Origin of the sequence: Lacinutrix gracilariae, from assembly GCF_042684485.1 — a bacterium.
GTDB classification, from domain to species: domain Bacteria; phylum Bacteroidota; class Bacteroidia; order Flavobacteriales; family Flavobacteriaceae; genus Oceanihabitans; species Oceanihabitans gracilariae.
Window position 1 is genome coordinate 688,983 of sequence record NZ_JBHULM010000007.1, and the last position, 19,745, is coordinate 708,727.

Consider the following 19,745-nt stretch of genomic DNA (forward strand, 5'->3'; position numbering starts at 1 on the left):
CAAAAAAAGCAGTAATAATAACTCTAGTATTTTAGAGCATCTAGTATTGACGTGTATCTATTAAAAGCTATAGCTTATGCTACCTTTTATAAAAAATGGCGTTCCTGGAGTAAAGTGAATTTCTTCTACTGGTTGTGCTTCATTTTGTAGTCTAGATTCTGTTGCAAATTGTGTTTCATTCCAATCTACATCAAATAGGTTTTCTATAACTAGCCCTAAAGTAATATCACTAAAAGTATAGTTTACATTAAAATCGGTTACAAAATACCCTTCAGCAACTATAGAATTATCTTCATTTGCTGGTCTATCATCAATAAAACGATATCTAATTCCTCCAGAAAAACCTTTAATATCTTTAACCGATAATCCTCCTGCCATTGTAAAATCTGGTGCTAAGGGAATATAATTTTCTCCGTCTGCTTCTTCTACACTTCTTGCATGCGTAAAGGTAGCATCGGTATCTAAAAACAACCAATCATTAAGCTGATAACGCAATCCTAAATCTAATCCGTAACGCTCGCTTTCTCCACTAGGTTCTACAATTCCTGCATCACCAACATATACAAATTCTTGTTCTGAGAACAAATACCATAAAGCCGAATTAACTATTAATTTAGAAAAAGGTTTCCAAATATTACCAACATCTACACCATAAGCACGAGGTAAAATATCTTCACCACTTTGTGCTACCACTACTCTAGTGTCATTAGAATGAAATCCAATTCCCGACTTTACAAACAGTTGTAGATTGTCTTTGGCATCATAGAAAAAATTTAATTTCGGACTAACTATTGCTTTGGTTTCCGATTGTGTATTTAAAGCAGGTTGCAGTTTATCATTGTATAAAAACTTAAAATAATCAAAACGTAAAGCTGGGTTTATAGTAAGTTTTCCTAGTGCAACCTCAGCAGATACAAAAGCATCTATATTGGTTTGATTAATATCACCTAACTGCACATTTTCAATTATAGTCGTTTTATTTAAGGTTTTAGATAACTCTACATCATTAACCACATCATGTCTTAAACCTATTCCTGAAGTTAAACTTAGAGGTAAGTTTCCTAAAGATAGATCTTTTGTAATTTCTGTATTAACACCAAAAATATGTCTGTCTTCCTTTTGTTTTATTTGATCTCCATTAATAGGATCTTCTAAAAAGAAGGTAAAATTAGAATACAACTCAAAAGCATAATGCGAATAAAAAGCATTTGTTTTTAGCTTGGTATTATCAGACATGTATTTATTATACTCTAAATTAAAGTTGGTACGGTGTGTATTACCACCTTCGGTATCATCAATGGCTCCAAAACGGGTTATATTACCATTATCTACTTCTCTTTGTGGTATTTGTCCAGAAGCATCCCAACGACTAGTAAAATGAGAGGCTGTTAATGACAGTTTATTATTGTCTGGTGTGTACATGACATACTTACCAAAAAGATTTAATCGGTTAAAATTTTGTGGCGACTCAAAGGGTCCGTCAGATTCTAAATATTCTGCAGCTAGGTATGCGTTTTGATCTAGTTTATCTTCTAACAAGTTAAACATAGCCAAGGTTTTTAAAGAGTTAAATTGTCCTGCAGAAAGTTTAATAGTACTTTCTTTTAAATGGTCTTTTGTTGAAAAATCAACATATCCAGCAGTATTAAAATCTCCTTGTTTTCCATAATAAGGACCTTTACCAAAGTCTATTTCATTTATAGTTTCTGGTATTACAAAATGCAAATCACTATAACCTTGACCATGTGCATGAGATACCATATTTACAGGCATACCATCTACATTAATAGAAATATCTGTACCATGATCTATATCAAAACCTCTTAAAAATAGTTGTTCTGCCTTACCTCCTCCTGCATGCTGACCAATAATTAATCCAGGAACTTTTCTTAGTATTTCTTGTGAAGAATTTACAGGTGTTGTTGCTACATCTATTTTAGTAATAGTATTAACAGGATTTAATTGTTCTTTAATTACAAGCTCTTCTAACATTAATGTTTTACTCTCTAATGCTACTTCTAAACCTTGCTCTACATGTTGTTTACTTACAACTATTGTTTGTTTTTTAAAACCTAATAAACCTAAATTTAAGGTATCACCAACCTTGTTATTTAAGAGTATAAAAGTTCCGTTTGGTAATGAATGTGCATGCGAATTAGTACTTGCATTAAATATATAAACATCCTCTAATGGTTGCTTAAACGCATCGGTTATTTTTCCTTTAATATCTTGTGCTAGTACGCTAGAAAAAGAAAAAAGCAGCACTATTATTGTAATTATATTCCTCATTAATGTGTAGTATTTTTTCGCGAAAATATTAAATATTTCTTATTTCCTTTTTAATACAATCAACAAGTTTAAAACACTTACTAACAATTCTTTTTTTTACTTTCAATACAGCAAATAAAACAACGTTATTATTAGTGATTTAGTTTCGTTTTTATTTTAAAATTGAGCAATAGAAAGCACTTATCTAGGCAAAAAAATAAAAGTGATTTTTATAAATTTTAATTATTTTTTGTTTCGAAGAAAAAATTATCTTTACAATACCTTAATAAGAAAATCATGAATCCATCGGCAAGTGGCTGGATAAGCAAACTACTAAATACGATAAAAAATAATGATAGCTTAGAGCAATCTTCTACTAGTGCATTTTATTTAGCGTTAAGAGAAAGCGGATTTATTTATGGAAACAACGTAGCTATTGTTCAAGATTTATTAGATAAAAAGGATTTTTCAAGCGAAGAAATTTGTAAAATAAACTTACTGTTAGCTTTTCATTTTTCTTATAAAAAACTAAATGGCTCAGATCATTTTACTGATAGTGTTATTGAATTTTATACTAAGATTGAAGAATATAAAACCTCGTATTTTAGTGAATTATTAGGTGAAAAAAAATCGGATGGTTTATTAGAAAAAATAATTCACAAACGTGTATTAATAGATAACAACCTCATCTCTAAAAGCTTTAATTACTTTATTACAAACGCTTTATTATATATAGATGTACTTGCTTATAAGCACTATTTAAAAACCAACACAATTACCACTAGTTATATAAAAAATTTAGAATCTTCTATAGAAACTATTGTGCTAAGTGTGTTAAGTGCTAAAAAGTCTAAAAGCGAATATGATACTAGTTTAATTAGGTTGTTTGAGCAATCTTTACGCTACCAAACAAAACACAATATTAGCTATAACGAAGCCATCTCTTTTATTAATAGTGAGCTTGAAACGCAATATATATTAGACATAGCTTGCATGGCTACCTGGACAGATGCCTCTATTGACACTAAAGAACATGATTTTTTAAATCAATTAGGAGCAGATTTACAACTAGAGCAAAAAACAATTAACGAGGCTAAAAACTCTATTTCGTTGTTTTACAATACGTATAAAGAGCAAATAGTTTTACTTGGTTCTAAAAATATTGTAAAAACATTTTATGATAACTCTAGTAATATGGTAAGTAAGCTTATTTCTAGAAATAGCAAACGATTATTAAAAGAGCTTACCGAAAGTAAGGAACTCATGTTACTTATTTCGCAGTCTACTATTAGAGATTTAAGTGATGAAGAACAAAAAAAAGTACAAAGTCAATTATTAGATATTTTTAAGTCTATACCTAGCTTGGCTATTTTCATGCTTCCTGGTGGTGCATTGTTACTACCATTAGTTATAAAATTTATACCCAAATTACTACCTAGTGCTTTTGATGATAACCGAATTGAAGAAGACTAAAATTACTCTAACCAAGCTTTAAAGTCTTTTACACGTTCACGTGCTACTATTACTTCTTGCTCATGAAACGAATTTAATTTTATTTGTAAACGCGAATTGGTATAGCTTACCATATCTTTTATAGCATTAATATTTACAAAAAATTTTCTGTTTATACGAAAGAATTGCTGTGGTTCCAGTTCTTCGGTTAGTTGCTCTAATGTAGTATCTAACAAATAATTTCTACCTTCTGTAGTGTGTAAATAAGTCCCTTTATTTTCGCTATAAAAACATTCAATATCATCAATATTAATAAGTTTTAAATGCTGCCCTACTTTTACTGAAAACCTTTTTTTGTATTCTCTTTCTATAGGATTTACTAGTAGTTTTTTAATATCATTAAAATCTAAAGTAACATGTTGTTTTTGAGGAACACGAGATTTGTATTTATTTACCGCTTTTTCTAAATCTTCATCATCAATAGGTTTTAGCAAATAATCAATACTGTTTAGTTTAAAGGCTTGCAATGCGTACTCATCATAAGCAGTAGTGAAAATAACAGCAGATTGTATATCGATACTTTCAAAAATTTCAAAAGACAAACCATCACTTAACTGAATATCTAAAAAAATAAGATCTGGATGTGTATTATTTTGAAACCAATGTATAGACTCTTCTACAGAGTGCAACATGGTTTCTGCTTTTAAACCTAATGTATTTAACATACGTTGTAAACGTCTTGCTGATGGTTTCTCGTCTTCTATAATTATGGTTGTCATACTTGTATTTGCGTTAGCGATTGAAACGTTATCCTTTTTTTGGTATACTTTCTGCTTTGGCAGGAAGGATAGTAAAAAAAGATTTAAGTGGAAAGCGCGACCCTTTGCAGCTTTTTTGCAAAAAGGGTAACGCCCAAAAAATTATTCCCAGTTTTGTTTTTCTTCTTTTTCTAAAATTTCATTTATTTTCTTGTTTTCCCAGTCTTTTCCTAAAAATAGATTTTTACCAAAAACGCCTAAAAAGTGAAAAAAGAGACCAATTCCCCAATAAAAAACGGTAGAAAAGACATTAAATGTCCAAAAATGCGCACTATCTACCGTTCTATAGATCATAATGAGAATCACGATATTAATCACGATATACGAAAGTAAATGCCAGTAAAACCCTTTGATTTGGCCTACACGTTTCTTTGCTTTATCATAAGCTTCTTGCTTGCTATACGCATTTTGGCTGTAGGTTTCTTTTGTATTTTTATTATCCATCATTTCTAATTCCAATGTTGACGTTTTTCTTCTTCTTCTTGCATAAACTGCTTGATCTTACGTTCTTCCCATTTGCTACCAAACACAAAATTTGGTAAAAACACAGAAACGGCATGTATAAGTATTGCAATTCCCCAAGTGCCTAGAGTTATAAAGTTACGCCATTGAAAATAACTTTCGCCGGGATCTAAATTTTTAATATTAATAAAAACAAGCATCACGTTAATTAGAACATACATCATGAGGTGCGAATAAAAGCCTTTAATTCTCTTTACCTGCTTTCTTGCCTTTTCTATACGATCATTATTAAAATGGTTTGTGTCCATAATTACCTCCATTTATTTTGTTCTTGTTCTTTTTCTAAGATTTCGTTTATTTTACGTTCTTCCCATGTTTTACCATAACCAAATACAGTAAAGGCATGAATTACTAGTCCCATTCCCCATCCAAAAAGAGGAAACCAAAACCATTGAAAACTCCAAGAAGTATTATAGTTTATAAATATTAAAAACGGGATAACTAAGCAATAGGAAGTTAGGTTGCCATAAAAGCCTTTTATTTCTTCTACACGTTTTTTTGCTCTGTAATACGCGTCTTCTTTTGTATTTGTATTTATGCGTTCCATACTTGTGATTTGTTTTGTAAGCATTGGTATTGCTACTGCAAAACGGTTTGCTTCTTGATTGATATTTACTTTTTTTGTGGTTAATAATTGGTAACGTTGCATGATATTGCTTAAACCAACGCCACTACTTTTTTTAACTATTTGCTTGACTTGCAAATTATTTTCTACAATTAAATTTCCGTTTGCTTCGTATATTTTAATATATAATGGTTTGCTTGAGGTTACTATATTATGCTTTACCGCATTTTCTAGTAAAAGCTGAAGCGATAATGGCACGACTTTACTTTCTGGATTTGTTGCTTGTTCTGGAATTTCAAAAACAATGCTATCTTCAAATCGCATTTTTAAAAGTGACATATAGGTTTTTGCAAATGCTAGCTCTTCATCTACAGTTACTAAATCCTTATTTTTTTGCTCTAATACATAACGATATACTTTAGATAAGGACGTGGTAAACTTTTGTGCACTATCAGGATTTTCTTCAATTAAACTGGTTAATACATTTAAACTATTAAATAAAAAATGAGGATCTAATTGGTTTTTTAACGCATCAAACTTTGCGCTTGCTGTTCCTGCAATTACTTTTTGCTCTTTTACTTTTTGTTGCTGTAATTTTGCGAAAAAATAAAAGGCATGAAACGTAATAACAATAGATAGTGTTATCCAGACACCAAAGGAATAATTTTTCCAATTTTCTTTAGCTATAAAAGCTTCAAGAGTAACACCATTATAAATTAAAGCAGTAAATACTCTTAGTATAAATAAGCCTATAATTGTTATTATAATAGAACCTAAAATACCAATTACAACACGTTTAATACTAATGCCATTTTTTGTTTGCCAAGTTCTTTTTTCTAAGTAATTAAAATAATACATATTAGAATAGCCTAACACAAATGCATATAACTGATAAAAGCTAAAGTTGATTAAAAAGGCATTGGTACTTTTAAATGCAAATCCGTTATAAAAAGCATTACCAATTACAAATACCACGCAACCAATAACAAAGGTGATTAGTATATTTTTTATGTATTGACTCATAAGGTTTTGGTTCTATTTTAAACTATTGTTTACAGCTTGCTAAAATTTGTTGTGCACGTTCTCTTCCCCAATCTGGGTGAAATGCTGTTTCTGGTTTAAAGGTAGCAAAAAGTTCTAATGCTCTTTCTACGTCTTTACAGAATGGCTTAATATCTTGTCCGAAATATCGCGCACCACCAATATTCCAATCAGCTTTACTTAATACCACTCTTGGGTTGTTTGGTGCTATTTTTTCTGCTTCTACATACAAATTCATGATTTTACCTGAAAGCGTCATACCATAGGTTGCACCATCACTTGCTACATAAACAGTATGTAACAAAGCTTGCATTACCATAATTTCTGGATTGTTTTTAGAAATAGCTGTTGCTTGGTTTAAAAAGTCTTGCGCTTGATTTAATTGTGCCTCTAGTGCTTGTTTATCATTTAATTTGCTAAAACCGTCTAAAATTAAAGTTTCTGCTGCGTAATAAGGAGGCAACCAATTATCGGTTTCTACTTTTGCTATACGCTCAAAAAGTTGCGAGGCTTCTATGGCATTGGTTTCCCATAGATCAAAAGCTTTTTGCATACCTTGTTGGTATTGGGTTTGTGCTGTTACTATACTGGTTACAAATAGTACTACTATAATGGCTAGAGTTTTCATTTTATGATTGTTTTTTAATGGTGATACAAATATCTATGGAATCTGTTTGTTTTTAAAAAGTGTTCTACCGAACTGTCATTTTTTAAGGACAGATTGTTATAAATTATTCAATTGGTTATCGGTTCCTTTTTCACTAATGGTCCAGAAGAAACCAACAAAAAAGAACTGATCGTTTGCAGGACGTAAACTTCTACTAGCAAAATTGCCGTTTATATCTGGTTGGTCTGCAAATTGATAACCGTTAATATTTTTAAAACCTAGCACATTGTTTACAGAAAAGTATAGAATTTTTTGAGGCGAAAGCAAGTATGCCCAATTAAGACTTAAACTGTTATATGCTTTTGTTTTTTGGTTTAAAAAGCCTGTTTCATTTGGGTTGGTATAGGTTCTACCAGAAGCTAAAGTATAACTTAAACCTATTTGACTTTTCCAGTCGTCTACCCAATATTTACCAACAACAGAAAGGTTGTGTGTATTTGCAAAATTTGGTTGTGCAGCATTGGCATAGTTTTTATACTCTCTTTCACTATCTAAAAGCGAATAACTCACCCAATAATCTACATTTTTAATACTACTATTATCACGCCAAAACAAATCGATTCCTTTTGCAAAACCTTTTCCTTGGTTATTATAATTAGCATCAAAACTGGTATACGCACTATCGTATTTTACTAAGTCTGTATAATTTTTATAGTAGGCTTCTGCTCTAAAAATTTGTTTATTGCTATTATACTGATAGTTTAAAATATAATGCGAAGTGTGTTGTGCTTGTAAATCTTGTTCAAACTTTAAAACGTCACTATTTGGGTTTTGATAAAAATCACCATAGGCTAAAGAAACTTGGCTTTTATCTGAAGTTTTATACGCCATAGATACTCTAGGCGAAAGTGTAGCAGCATCAAACAAAGCACTGTATTCTAAGCGTAATCCAGCTTTTAAAGCCAGGTTTTTAGAAAAGAAAATATCTGCTTCGGTAAATGCTGCACTTATATTATTGTTAAATCCGTAATCTACAGAAGGCGTTACAGCATCTTCATAAGCTTCGTTAAAATCTGTAGCCATATATTCTGCTCCAAAATTTAATTTAAAACGATTATTAAATCTATGTTTCAGTTTTACTTTAGCATGAAAAGCATTTTGGGTGTCATTAATTCCTGCATCATCTATATGAATTTTGTCTTTAGCATGTGTATAACTCATTCCGGTTTGCAGTGTCCAAGAATCACTTAACATTCCTTTATAAGAACCATTAAAATATAAATTATTATTGTTTAGTTTAAAATGCACACCATCAGGAGTATTAATATCTTCTTGTATTAACTCAAAATTACTAGCATCAAAAGCAGTATATAGCTTGAACATTCCGTTATTTGTTTTCTGACGAAAAACGGCTTCACCAGAAGCAGATTCTACAGGTTTTATCCATTCGTTTCTATCTTTAAAAATAGCATTATAAGTCGCTAAATTTACATACGAAGCATTTACACTTAACGAGCTGTTTTTCCATTTTTGCGTATTACCAAGTGCAGCACCAACAGTCATTATACTAACATCTGTTTTTTCTTGGTCTGGCTCTCCTGTAGTATTTAAAAGCAATACACTTGATAAAGCTTGACCATATTCTGCCGAATAACCACCAGTTGAAAAGGTAATACCATCAAACAAGAAAGGAGAATAGCGTCCGCGAGAAGGTGTATTATTTGCCGAAGGACTATAAGGTGTGAACACTTTTATTCCATCAATAAAAATCTGTGTTTCTTCTGCTTCTCCACCACGTACAAACAGTCTACCATCTTCTGCTACTGTTGTGGTTCCTGGAAGGGTTTGTAATGCACCAACAAAGTCACCTAAAGCACTTGCTGTTGTAACCACATCTAAAGGTTTTAAAGCATTTACTTTAGAGTTATCTCCTGCGGAAAAAGTTCCTGCGGAAAGAATTACAGCGTCTAAAGAATTAACATCTTCACGAAGCTGAATTTTTAAATCCTTCATATATGCAATATCACCAATCATGGTATAGGTTTCAAAACCTATATAAGATACTACTAAGGTTTGTGTTCCTTTTTCTGTGGTTTTAAATGCAAACTCCCCTTTTTCATTTGTAGTAGCACCATCATAGGTACCTTCTAAATATACATTAGCTTGTGGTATAGGATTGTTTTTAACATCTGTGACAATTCCTTTTATACTTTGTGCAGAAACGGAAGCACTAATTAAAAAAATAAAAACAAGGATTGCTTTTTTCATAATTTACTATTGGTTTTAATTGGTTGTCACAAATATGAAACACTTAGCAAATACTAGAAATTAAAACCTACCGAATTGTAAAATATCACTACTGAGATGTATAAACATTAAAAATAAGTAGTTCTACGTATTTTTTTTAATAGATAAAATGCCTAATTTTAAAGAAACAATTCAAGGTATGCCACAATTTGAAGGACATGAAAACCCGCAATTAATATCTTACCAACTATTAAGACAACTTGTTGGTCTGTTTGGTATTGTATTACCTATACTACTAGTAGTTGGTGCTTTTTATTATGGCAATTGCGAAATTGTACAAAGTTCTATAAGCGATTATTACCACACCAAAATGCGAAACATTCTAGTTGGTGTTTTATGTGCTGTAGCCTTGTTTATGTTTACCTATAAAGGTTATGATATAAGAGATAGTATTGCCGGAAATCTTGCTTGTGTTTTTGCTGTTGGTGTTGCATTTTTTCCTACAGGAGTAGATACACTATCTACTTGTGCTGAACAGTGTATTGTTTATGAACCTTGGATTAAAACCGTACATTTTACTTTTGCAGGTTTGTTTTTTGCAGTACTTATTTACTTTTCTTTATTTCTATTTACACAATCTAAAACTCCAAAATCAGAAATGGAAGCTCCTAAAAGGAAGCGAAATACGATATTTCATATCTGTGGATATGTTATGATTGCCTGTATTGCTTTAATTGCATTATACTTTTTTTATTTACAAGAAGCATATCCTGAATTACAAAAACTAAAACCTGTTTTTTGGTTAGAAAGTATTGCACTTTGGGCTTTTGGAATTTCATGGATTACCAAAGGAGAATTAATTTTTGCCGATAAGCACAAAAAAGAATAACAAAGCGCTTTTATTAATTATACTTTATGGTTTTATGCACAGTTAATTATCTAACTTAAAGGTAATAGGAATAGAATAAGGTACATTAACCGGTTTATTACGTTGCATTCCAGGAGTCATTTTTGGTAAAGCATCAATGATTCTGCTAGCTTCTTTTTCTAAATAGTTATCTGGACCACGAGTTCTAATATTGCTTATATTACCTTTAGTATCTACAACAAACATAACATAAACTCTACCTTGCACACCTAATTCTTGGGCTGCTTCGGGATACCTAAACGTTTTTTTTACATGTGCTAAGACTTTGTCATTAAAGCATTTTTTAAGTTCGGCATTGGTTCCTGTACAACCAGGAAAAATAGGCACGTTTTCTACAACAGCAAAGGGTACTTCAATCTCCTCTTCTACCTCTTCAATAACAACAACATCTTTAACCTCTACCACTTCTCTTTCTTCAATATACTCTTCTTGACTGGTTTCACTACTTTCAATAACTGTTTCTTCTACATCTTCTCTATCTTCTACCACAGTAATTATTTCTGGTGTTGCTAGCTCTACAGGTGGAGGTGGTGGAGGTGGCGTGTTTAAATTGGTAATAGGTATATCTTCTTCTATCTCCTGAGCAATTTCTATATATTCTTTTTTTATTGCTTCTTTTTCATAGGTTTTTTGCTCAAAACCTTGCCAAGTAAGAAAGAGCATTAAATTTATTCCTATAAGAAAATATATGCTGCTATTTCTTCCAACTTCTATTTTTGGGTTTTTCTTTGGTTTCATAATAACATAATTTTTTATTCATTAAGTTACTAATTTATTCCCTGAAAAACTATGATAATTATCAGTTTTTAGCACACATAAAACTGATTAACAAGAAGTTAAGCAAAACACCTAAACCTTCTTTTTCTTCTTATTTAAAATTATTATTAAACCATACTAGAGAGTTTAACAAATGTGGCCGTTTAGACGAAAAATGCGAAGCTGTTTTAAACCTAAAAGCTAGTATAAAAAAAAATTCCTGCTTTCGCAGGAATTAATAATGTATCTATTCTTCAATGAAATTTCTGTTTACACAGGAATTTATTATCTAGAATAATTAGGAGATTCTTTGGTAATAGTTACATCATGCGGATGACTTTCATTAATTCCGGATGCTGTAATTTTTACAAATTGTCCATTTTCTTTTAAAGTTTCTATGTCTTTAGCGCCACAGTATCCCATTCCTGCACGTAAACCACCAACAAACTGATGAATACTTTCAAAAAGGTCTCCTTTATACGCTACACGACCAACAATTCCTTCTGGAACTAGTTTTTTAATATCGTCTTCTACATCTTGAAAATATCTGTCTTTACTACCTTGTTTCATAGCTTCAACAGAACCCATTCCTCTATATGATTTGTATTTTCTTCCTTCGTAAATAATAGTTTCTCCTGGAGATTCTTTAGTACCTGCAAGTAAAGAACCTAGCATAACTGTATCTGCTCCTGCAGCAATAGCTTTTGGTATATCTCCTGTATATCTAATTCCACCATCTGCAATTACTGGTACACCAGAACCTTTAATTGCTGCTGCTACTTCTAGAACTGCAGAAAATTGTGGAAATCCTACTCCAGCAACTACACGTGTTGTACAAATAGAACCTGGACCAATACCAACTTTTACAGCATCTGCTCCTGCTTCTACCAAGTATTTGGCAGCAGCTCCTGTTGCTATATTACCAACAATAACTTCTAATTCTGGGAATTTCTTTTTTACTTCTTTTAAAACAGCAACCACACCTTTGGTATGTCCGTGAGCTGTATCAATAATAACTGCATCTACACCAGATTTCACTAAAGCTTCTGTACGTTCTACAGCATCTGCTGTTACACCAAGAGCTGCAGCAACACGTAATCTACCAAGACTATCTTTATTAGAAATTGGTTTTTGAGTAAGTTTAGTAATATCTCTAAAGGTTATTAAACCTGCTAGTTTATAATCTTCTTCAACAATAAGTAGTTTTTCTATTTTATGTTGATTTAAAATACCTTCAGCATCTTGTAGAGAGGTTCCTACTGGAGCAGTTACTAGATTTTCACTAGTCATCACCTCAACAATAGGTCTTGTATTGTCTTTTTCAAAACGTAAATCTCTATTGGTTACAATACCTTTTAAGGTTCCGTTTTCATCAATAATTGGAATACCTCCAATACTATGCTCAGCCATATTTTGCTTAGCATCTATAACTCTTGCGTCTATAGTTAAGGTTACAGGATCTGTAATCATACCACTTTCGGCACGTTTTACTTTTCTAACTTCATTTGCTTGTTGCGCAATAGTCATGTTTTTATGTAAAACACCAATTCCTCCTTCTCTAGCCATAGCAATTGCCATAGCGCTTTCTGTAACGGTATCCATAGCTGCAGAAACTATAGGAATATTTATAGTAATGTTACGAGTAAATTTTGTTTGAATTTTGACTTCGCGTGGTAGTATTTCGGAATACGCTGGAACTAAAAGTACGTCGTCGTACGTTAAACCTTCTCCTACAATTTTGTTGTTGTGTGCTGTCATGTTGCAATTAGAATTAATTGCATGCTAATATACGACAATAATTAGGATAAAAGTTTTAAGTTTTAATTAAATTAACGATATCGTTTTTTACAATAGGCTCTTAACGTATGTATGGCATATTCAAACCTATCTCTTGCACTAGAAATAGTACCTTGAAACCTAATTTCTTTTGTTAGCATTACACCATAAAAACCTTTCCCTTTCGCCATTTTACTAATGGTTTTCAAGCTATTAGCATCTATAGAATTATAAATAGTTTCAATCCATTTATACTGTTCTTTAAACAAAATACTTTTATCCCATTGCAAAGCTTCTTTTCCTTTTAAGGTTATTTTAGAGAAAAATAATTTCTCCATTTCAACAAATGCATGATTAAAAACGGTTTCACTACCAAGATAAGCATAGTTTTTTATGCTTTTTTTGGTAAAGATGTTATAAGGAAACGCTTTTATTAGTTGTAATTTACTAGAAATAAAGTGTGCCATTTTTGGCCATACTACTTCATGCCCTTTTTTATCTAATTCTTGGTAATACCATGCATAAAAATCACGACGTTGTTGTATGCTTTGGTATTCTTGTGGTATATTATTTTGAAGGTTAAATATATTTGCTTTCTGCCAAACGATAGTGTTTTGTTTTCGGTCTGCACGTAACCAATCTTGTGTTGCTAAGGTATTTTTATTGGTTACTTCTTTATAGTGTTGAAGGGTTTTCCATTCTTTTGAAAATGCCGAAAAGGAAATACTACATATAAGAACAAATACAAGCTGCTTCATATTTTTTCAGTAAAACGGAATTCTTTATAATTTCAGAAAAGATACTAAAATAAATACAGCATGCTAGAAAGGCTACAATACAAATTATTTAAAGCGCTGGTTTTCTAGAAAGTAATTGTACTAAAATGATTAATACAGAAACAGTAAAAGTGATTGTCATTAGTGCACCAGAGAACATGACAATATATTTCATAAAATGGTACCCTTTCCAAAGTAAATAAATTCCTCCAAAGGTTAATAAAACAGAAGCAAAAGGTTCAATCATTAAAAACAGCTTCCATTTTTTATGAAGTTTTGTAGTACTTACAATAACACCTATTAAAAAGAAGATAATAGACATAGATAAAATATGTCCATGTACTAAAGTGAGCATTTCTTGTTCACTTTTTTTAAACTTCATTACCGTTGCTTCCTCATCGGCTTCATTACCTAAATATTGCTCTTGAATTCCGTTAGGTTTTGTTCCAGAAGTTTCTGAAACAAACAATAAACCGGAATAAAAACCAATACTTAATACAATAACAAAAGCAACTAATAACCCTTTAATCTCTTTAGGAAATGCATATATCAAGCCGTTTAATTGCATTATAAAATGTTTTTAGAATGAAGTATTTTTAGTGATTGTAATAAATTATTCATAGCATTAGTCATAGAACGTACAGATATTGTAGCTCCAGAAATTGCTACAATATTATCTCCATAACGCAATTGGTCATTTTGGGTTTTTCCTATAAATTGTTTTAACCAACGTTTGCTTCCTATTTCTCCTCCATAATCTTCACGATAAATAAGCACTTTAGATTTTAAAACAATTAAATCGGTATCTAAAAGCACTAAATAATCAAACTCATCTGTTTTACTAGCCGCTTTAGAAACGTAAGCGTAGCCTAAAAGAGCATCCTCTTTTTTAATTTCAAAAAGGTTGTTTTCTTCAAATTTAGAAGGTAATGTATTTGCTATATCTGTAGAAATTACTTTTGGAGTAAATGAAAATGTTTCGATATCAAAAACACTTTTAATCTCTTTGTCTACTTTTTTCTGAATGTTTTTTGGCAATCCAAAAGAAAGCATGCTTAAGGCAATTAATAATAAAAAGATCTGTTTAAAATTCATAGTACAAATATAATTAAAGCAGGTTATTAAACCATTGGGTATTTATTACAATACTTTTAAATAAAAAAACCTTCCCTTAAAAAAAGAGAAGGTATATAAAAAGTTATAATATAGAATTAAAACCAAACACCAAAACCAATATTTAATTGTCCTGTTGCATCGTTTCCTGCTGCTGCATTATCTAATATTTGATAATCTGCTTTCACTACAGCACCATTTGCAACGTGGTAACTTAATCCTCCTGTCCACTCTTGTCTGTTATATGCTAAATTTCTAGTAATACCTGCATTTTTAGTAGCTGCATGTGTATCATATTGTTCATAACGAACAAAGGCATCTAATTTTTGTTCCTTATTTAGAGGTAGTAAGTTGTAAGCAGCTTCTGCGTACCAACCTTTAAGTTCACTTCCTAAATTAGCTTCATATAAAGCATTATAATCATCTGCATCACTAATTAAAGCGTGAATGTATTGTCCTCTTGCCGAAAAACGTTTGTTTATATAACGAGCATCTAAACCAAACATATTTATACCTACATCTGCGCCTGGCGTTTCTTGAATATCGTCTTCTGCTTGCGTTCTTCCAAAATAACCAGATAAACCTAAACGTAAACCAGAAATACCATAGTAATCTACTTTAGCAGAAAGATTAGGCGTATTAACTGTTGATTCTGCTCCTTTTTGACGACCATTACGTAAACCGTTACTACCTCCTAAAGTACTGTCTCCATTTAAAGAAGTAAAACCGTTAAAAATATATGCTTGGTAACGTAACGAAGCGTTATCTAATTTACCTGTAAGACCAACACCAATTTCTCTCCATGTTGTTGGCACTATACTTTTATCCATACTTGGTCTTTCTACACCATTAAAAACTGTAGGTTCATGATACTCATTTACAATTCCCATTGGTACTAACATTAAACCACCTCGAATATTTATTTTATCGTTTAGGCTGTAGTTTAAGAAAGCTTGCTCTACATAAAGTTCTTTTACATGCTCATATTCAATTTCTGTTACAAACTGTACTTTATCACTAAACTTATAACCTAAAAGCATTACCAATCTATGTACATCTAAGGTACCATTATCACCTTCTGGTTGGTTGTAATCTATTTGTGCATAACCACCAATAGTAATTCCTTTAGAGGCAGTACCATTTAAAATGTTCTGCACAGCATTAGCTTGTTGATTTTTTGTAGCAGTTGTATCTTGAACAACCGTTTGAGAAAAAGCTACTGAAGTAGCTAACAATGTGAAGAATAGAGTAATTTTTTTCATATTCAATTTTATCTTTATTTAGACTTGTTATAAATAATTTCTTATTTAAGTCCGCAAAAATAGTATTGAATAATAGTATGTGCAAGTTTATTTAGATTTATTTTAAATAAACTTAATAATTACAATTTAGGACAGCGTTTACAATTAGACTTTCCTTTCTTTTTATACTTTTTACAGCATTTCGATTTCTTATTACCACTACAGCAAATAACGCTTGAGGTTATTAAAACAGGGATTATTTTAGGAGATATTTCTGCTTGCATTATTTTAATTTATTCTAAATAAATGCAAACTTATAAAAAAAAGATTCCATAGAGGAATCTTTTAAGATATAATTATCAAGTGTTTACCTACCCTTTTTGGTGTGAAGATGCAATATCATTAATATCACGATCAAATAAATAATGACCAGATTTATCTGTTCCTATTATATTTAATTTATCTAACAAGGTTCTAGCCATTGCTTCTTCTTCTAATTGTTCGGTAACATACCATTGCATAAAATTATGCACGTTATAATCTTTATTTTGAAGACATTCATAAATGACCTGATTAATTTTTTCGGTTACAAATATTTCACTTTCTAAAAATTTCTCAAAAAGTTCAATAATTCCGCTAAAAGAATCGGTAGGTTTTTGCAAAGCAGGAACTACTACGTTACCACTTCTTTCATTTACAAACTTTACTAGTTTAAGCATGTGCACACGTTCTTCATCAGACTGGCTGTAGAAAAAATCTGCAACACCATTAAAGCCATTAGCATCTGCCCAAGAAGCCATTGCTAAATACTGCATAGATGCTTGTGCTTCATATTTAATTTGGTCGTTTAATAGTTGTTCTATAGTAGTGTTCATGCTATTTGTTTTATCTAGTGAATGAAATTTTAAGTTGTATTTATAAAAATATTGTATTTATAAGTAAGAACCAAAATACAAGTTTTATAATATTGTTAAACTTTAATGGTATTTAGAAAAGATTTTTGTGGCTTCATTATAAGCACTTTCAAAAGACATTGCACTTAAATCATGTGCTTTTTTGGTAGTTAAATAAGAAAGTACTTTTTCGGTTGGCATGTTACCTGTAAGTTCATCTTTTGCCATTGGGCAACCACCAAAACCTTGAATGGCTCCATCAAATCTTCTACATCCTGCTTGGTAAGCTGCATCTACTTTTTCAAACCAGGTGGTTGGTGTGGTGTGTAAATGCGCACCAAATTCTATTTGAGAATATTGCGGAATTAAATTAGAAAACAAATAATCTATATTTTCAGGATTTGAGGTTCCTACAGTATCGCTAAGCGAAAGTATTTTAACTCCCATTTTGCTTAATCTTTCGGTCCACTCTCCTACTATATCTACATTCCAAGGATCTCCATACGGATTACCAAATCCCATAGAAATATACACCACCACTTCTTTATTGTGTTTGTCTGCTACTTCTAGTATATTTTGTAAAAGTAACACCGATTGTGCAATAGTTTTATGCGTATTACGCATTTGAAAGTTTTCTGAAATAGAAAAAGGATAGCCTAAATAATCTATTTCTGGGTGTTGACAAGCAGCTTCGGCACCACGAAGATTAGCTACAATAGCTAATAATTTACTCTTGGTAGTACTTAAATCTAACTGCGCTAAAACCTCTGCTGTATCTACCATTTGCGGAATTGCCTTTGGAGACACAAAGCTTCCAAAATCAATAGTATCAAAACCTACACGCAATAAAGACTGAATATATTGTATTTTTTGCTCTGTTGGTATAAACTGCTTTATACCTTGCATAGCATCACGAGGACATTCAATAACTTTAACGTGTTTGTTTTTCATATAGGTCAAAGATAAAAAAGATTCGTAGTAACGAAAACGATTTAGATTTTAAAGTAAGATTAAAATGGCAATGGCAATAAAAACAACAATCTGCAACCATTTTAAAACAACTCCTACATTATTATTCTGCTTTAAATAATCTGAAATAGATCCAGCTAAAATGGCAATTAAAGAGAATATTACAAAAGATACTGCCATAAATACAAAACCCAAAACATAGAATTGTGTTACTGTACTTAGGCTATCACTAAACAAAAAACCAGGAAAGAATGCTAAAAAGAAAATAGACACTTTAGGGTTTAATACATTCATGATAAACCCTTGTTTAAATAATTGTAATAGGCTTTTTTTAGGAGCACTAGTATTACTAAACTCTATTCTAGAATCGCCTTTAAACACCTTATAGGCTAAAAAAAGTAAATATAAAGCACCAAAAAGTTTAATGGTAAAAAACAAATGATCATTGGCCTTTATAATTGCAGAAACACCAAAAGCTACTAACGTTGTGTGTACAATACAACCTGTTATTAAACCTGCAACAGTTGCTAATCCATATTGTTTACCATTGGTAATACTTTGCATCAATACAAAAATATTATCTGGTCCAGGAGAAAATGCTAAAGCAGATGTTGCAAACACAAAGGAAAGTAACAAATCATAATTCATGCATTACATTTTTAAAATTGCTTTATTTATATCTTTTATAAGTTTAGGTCCTTCATAAATAAAACCTGTATAAATTTGAACAAGGTCTGCTCCTGCTTCTATTTTCTCAAGAGCATCGCTTGCAGAATGAATTCCTCCTACTCCAATAATAGGAAAGGCTTTATTGCTTTTAGTTGCTAAGTACTTAATGACTTTGGTAGATTTTTCTTTAATTGGTTTACCGCTTAAACCTCCATTTCCGATTTCTGCTAATCGTGCTTCGCTTGCTTTTAAACCTGTTCTATCTGTAGATGTATTACTTGCAATTACACCATCTAAATTGGTTTCTGCAATAAGCTCGATAATTTCATCTAATTGTCCTTCATTTAAATCTGGAGCAATTTTAAGTAAAATGGGCTTCTGTTTTTTAAATGTATTATTGGCTTTTTGCACAGTACCAATCAATTCTAACAAATAGTCTTTATCATTTAATTTAGCATGGCTACCAACATTTGGGCAACTTACATTAAGTACAAAATAATCTACATAAGGATGCAAACCATTAAAACATTCTAAGTAATCTTTGGTATAATCTTCAGGTTTAGTTTGTGTATTTTTACCAATGTTTCCACCAATAATAACCTTGCCTTTATTCTTTTTTAGCTGTGTAATTGCAGTTTCAAGACCTTCGTTATTAAAGCCCATTCTATTAATAATCCCTTGATCGTCTTTTAAACGAAACAATCTTTTTTTAGGATTTCCTGCTTGTCCTTTAGGTGTAACGGTTCCTATTTCTATAAACCCAAAACCAAAGTTTGACAATTCATTGTATAATACCGCATTTTTATCAAAACCTGCTGCTAATCCTACTGGATTTTTAAAGGTTAACCCAAAGAGTTTTCGCTCTAGTTTAGCATCTTCTATAGCAAACATGCTTTTAAACAAGCTGGAAAATCCTGGAATTTTACACGTAAAGCGAATTAATGAAAAAGTGAAATAATGAATTTTTTCGGGATCGAAAAGAAAGAAAATCGGTCTTAGTAGTAATTTGTACATCTAGTAATGTTTGCACAAAAGTAATTCTAAAAAATGTGATTTACAATTTATATAAAGCCGAATAATTGTAACTTTGAAACTTAAAAGCTT

The 19,745-nt window shown here is 31.2% G+C and carries 19 protein-coding genes; 2 read left to right on the forward strand and 17 right to left on the reverse strand.

What is annotated here, in order from left to right; translation table 11 throughout:
* Positions 1 to 60 precede the first annotated feature (60 nt).
* Complete coding sequence (locus ACFSSB_RS06050) at positions 61 to 2,289, reverse strand: TonB-dependent receptor (protein WP_379902061.1); 2,229 nt, start codon at positions 2,287 to 2,289, stop codon at positions 61 to 63.
* A gap of 276 nt (positions 2,290 to 2,565) precedes the next feature.
* On the opposite strand from ACFSSB_RS06050, the gene ACFSSB_RS06055 reads away from it, so the two are divergent.
* Positions 2,566 to 3,741, forward strand: a complete 1,176-nt coding sequence (locus ACFSSB_RS06055; protein WP_379902063.1) for an LETM1-related biofilm-associated protein — start codon at positions 2,566 to 2,568, stop codon at positions 3,739 to 3,741.
* Positions 3,742 to 3,743: 2 nt separating this feature from the next.
* Here the strand turns inward: ACFSSB_RS06055 and ACFSSB_RS06060 are convergent, their stop codons facing one another.
* The 6 genes from ACFSSB_RS06060 to ACFSSB_RS06085 all read right to left on the reverse strand — a co-directional run bounded on the left by ACFSSB_RS06060 (position 3,744) and on the right by ACFSSB_RS06085 (position 9,541).
* The gene (locus ACFSSB_RS06060; RefSeq protein WP_379902065.1) at positions 3,744 to 4,499 is read right to left on the reverse strand and encodes a LytR/AlgR family response regulator transcription factor; all 756 of its coding nucleotides are present in this window, start codon (positions 4,497 to 4,499) and stop codon (positions 3,744 to 3,746) included.
* Positions 4,500 to 4,640: 141 nt separating this feature from the next.
* Positions 4,641 to 4,997, reverse strand: coding sequence for a 2TM domain-containing protein (locus ACFSSB_RS06065; protein WP_379902067.1), 357 nt, complete (start codon positions 4,995 to 4,997; stop codon positions 4,641 to 4,643).
* Positions 4,988 to 5,308, reverse strand: a complete 321-nt coding sequence (locus tag ACFSSB_RS06070; RefSeq protein WP_379902069.1) for a 2TM domain-containing protein — start codon at positions 5,306 to 5,308, stop codon at positions 4,988 to 4,990. The genes ACFSSB_RS06065 and ACFSSB_RS06070 overlap by 10 nt, the downstream gene beginning before the upstream one ends.
* Before the next feature lie 2 nt (positions 5,309 to 5,310).
* Entirely contained in the window at positions 5,311 to 6,648 is a 1,338-nt protein-coding gene (locus ACFSSB_RS06075) for a 2TM domain-containing protein (protein WP_379902071.1), read from the reverse strand.
* 22 nt (positions 6,649 to 6,670) lie between these two features.
* Positions 6,671 to 7,294, reverse strand: coding sequence for a hypothetical protein (locus ACFSSB_RS06080; protein ID WP_379902073.1), 624 nt, complete (start codon positions 7,292 to 7,294; stop codon positions 6,671 to 6,673).
* 96 nt (positions 7,295 to 7,390) lie between these two features.
* Positions 7,391 to 9,541: a TonB-dependent receptor gene (locus tag ACFSSB_RS06085; RefSeq protein ID WP_379902075.1), complete on the reverse strand. Its 2,151-nt coding sequence runs from the start codon at positions 9,539 to 9,541 to the stop codon at positions 7,391 to 7,393.
* A gap of 148 nt (positions 9,542 to 9,689) precedes the next feature.
* Between ACFSSB_RS06085 and ACFSSB_RS06090 the strand changes: the two genes are divergently transcribed.
* Positions 9,690 to 10,409: a DUF998 domain-containing protein gene (locus ACFSSB_RS06090; protein ID WP_379902077.1), complete on the forward strand. Its 720-nt coding sequence runs from the start codon at positions 9,690 to 9,692 to the stop codon at positions 10,407 to 10,409.
* A 42-nt stretch (positions 10,410 to 10,451) separates the two neighbouring features.
* On the opposite strand, the gene ACFSSB_RS06095 is transcribed toward ACFSSB_RS06090, so the two are convergent.
* The 10 genes from ACFSSB_RS06095 to ACFSSB_RS06140 all read right to left on the reverse strand — a co-directional run bounded on the left by ACFSSB_RS06095 (position 10,452) and on the right by ACFSSB_RS06140 (position 19,655).
* Complete coding sequence (locus ACFSSB_RS06095) at positions 10,452 to 11,186, reverse strand: energy transducer TonB (protein WP_379902079.1); 735 nt, start codon at positions 11,184 to 11,186, stop codon at positions 10,452 to 10,454.
* 303 nt (positions 11,187 to 11,489) lie between these two features.
* The gene (guaB, locus tag ACFSSB_RS06100; protein ID WP_379902082.1) at positions 11,490 to 12,962 is read right to left on the reverse strand and encodes an IMP dehydrogenase; all 1,473 of its coding nucleotides are present in this window, start codon (positions 12,960 to 12,962) and stop codon (positions 11,490 to 11,492) included.
* Positions 12,963 to 13,033: 71 nt separating this feature from the next.
* On the reverse strand, positions 13,034 to 13,738 hold the full coding sequence (locus ACFSSB_RS06105) for an Insecticidal toxin complex protein (RefSeq protein ID WP_379902084.1): 705 nt from the start codon (positions 13,736 to 13,738) through the stop codon (positions 13,034 to 13,036).
* Positions 13,739 to 13,826: 88 nt separating this feature from the next.
* Complete coding sequence (locus tag ACFSSB_RS06110; RefSeq protein ID WP_379902086.1) at positions 13,827 to 14,324, reverse strand: hypothetical protein; 498 nt, start codon at positions 14,322 to 14,324, stop codon at positions 13,827 to 13,829.
* Positions 14,324 to 14,851, reverse strand: coding sequence for an FMN-binding protein (locus ACFSSB_RS06115; protein WP_379902088.1), 528 nt, complete (start codon positions 14,849 to 14,851; stop codon positions 14,324 to 14,326). The genes ACFSSB_RS06110 and ACFSSB_RS06115 overlap by 1 nt, the downstream gene beginning before the upstream one ends.
* Before the next feature lie 116 nt (positions 14,852 to 14,967).
* Positions 14,968 to 16,131 (reverse strand): hypothetical protein, encoded by a 1,164-nt coding sequence (locus ACFSSB_RS06120; RefSeq protein ID WP_379902091.1) that lies wholly within the window; start codon positions 16,129 to 16,131, stop codon positions 14,968 to 14,970.
* A 350-nt stretch (positions 16,132 to 16,481) separates the two neighbouring features.
* Complete coding sequence (locus tag ACFSSB_RS06125) at positions 16,482 to 16,985, reverse strand: ferritin (RefSeq protein WP_379902093.1); 504 nt, start codon at positions 16,983 to 16,985, stop codon at positions 16,482 to 16,484.
* A gap of 102 nt (positions 16,986 to 17,087) precedes the next feature.
* Positions 17,088 to 17,954 carry a hydroxymethylglutaryl-CoA lyase gene (locus ACFSSB_RS06130; protein WP_379902095.1) on the reverse strand — a complete coding sequence of 289 codons (867 nt, stop codon included), beginning with the start codon at positions 17,952 to 17,954 and terminating at the stop codon, positions 17,088 to 17,090.
* A 48-nt stretch (positions 17,955 to 18,002) separates the two neighbouring features.
* Complete coding sequence (locus ACFSSB_RS06135; RefSeq protein ID WP_379902097.1) at positions 18,003 to 18,620, reverse strand: LysE family translocator; 618 nt, start codon at positions 18,618 to 18,620, stop codon at positions 18,003 to 18,005.
* Between the two features lie 3 nt (positions 18,621 to 18,623).
* On the reverse strand, positions 18,624 to 19,655 hold the full coding sequence (locus ACFSSB_RS06140) for a quinone-dependent dihydroorotate dehydrogenase (RefSeq protein ID WP_379902099.1): 1,032 nt from the start codon (positions 19,653 to 19,655) through the stop codon (positions 18,624 to 18,626).
* Between the last annotated feature and the right edge of the window lie 90 nt (positions 19,656 to 19,745).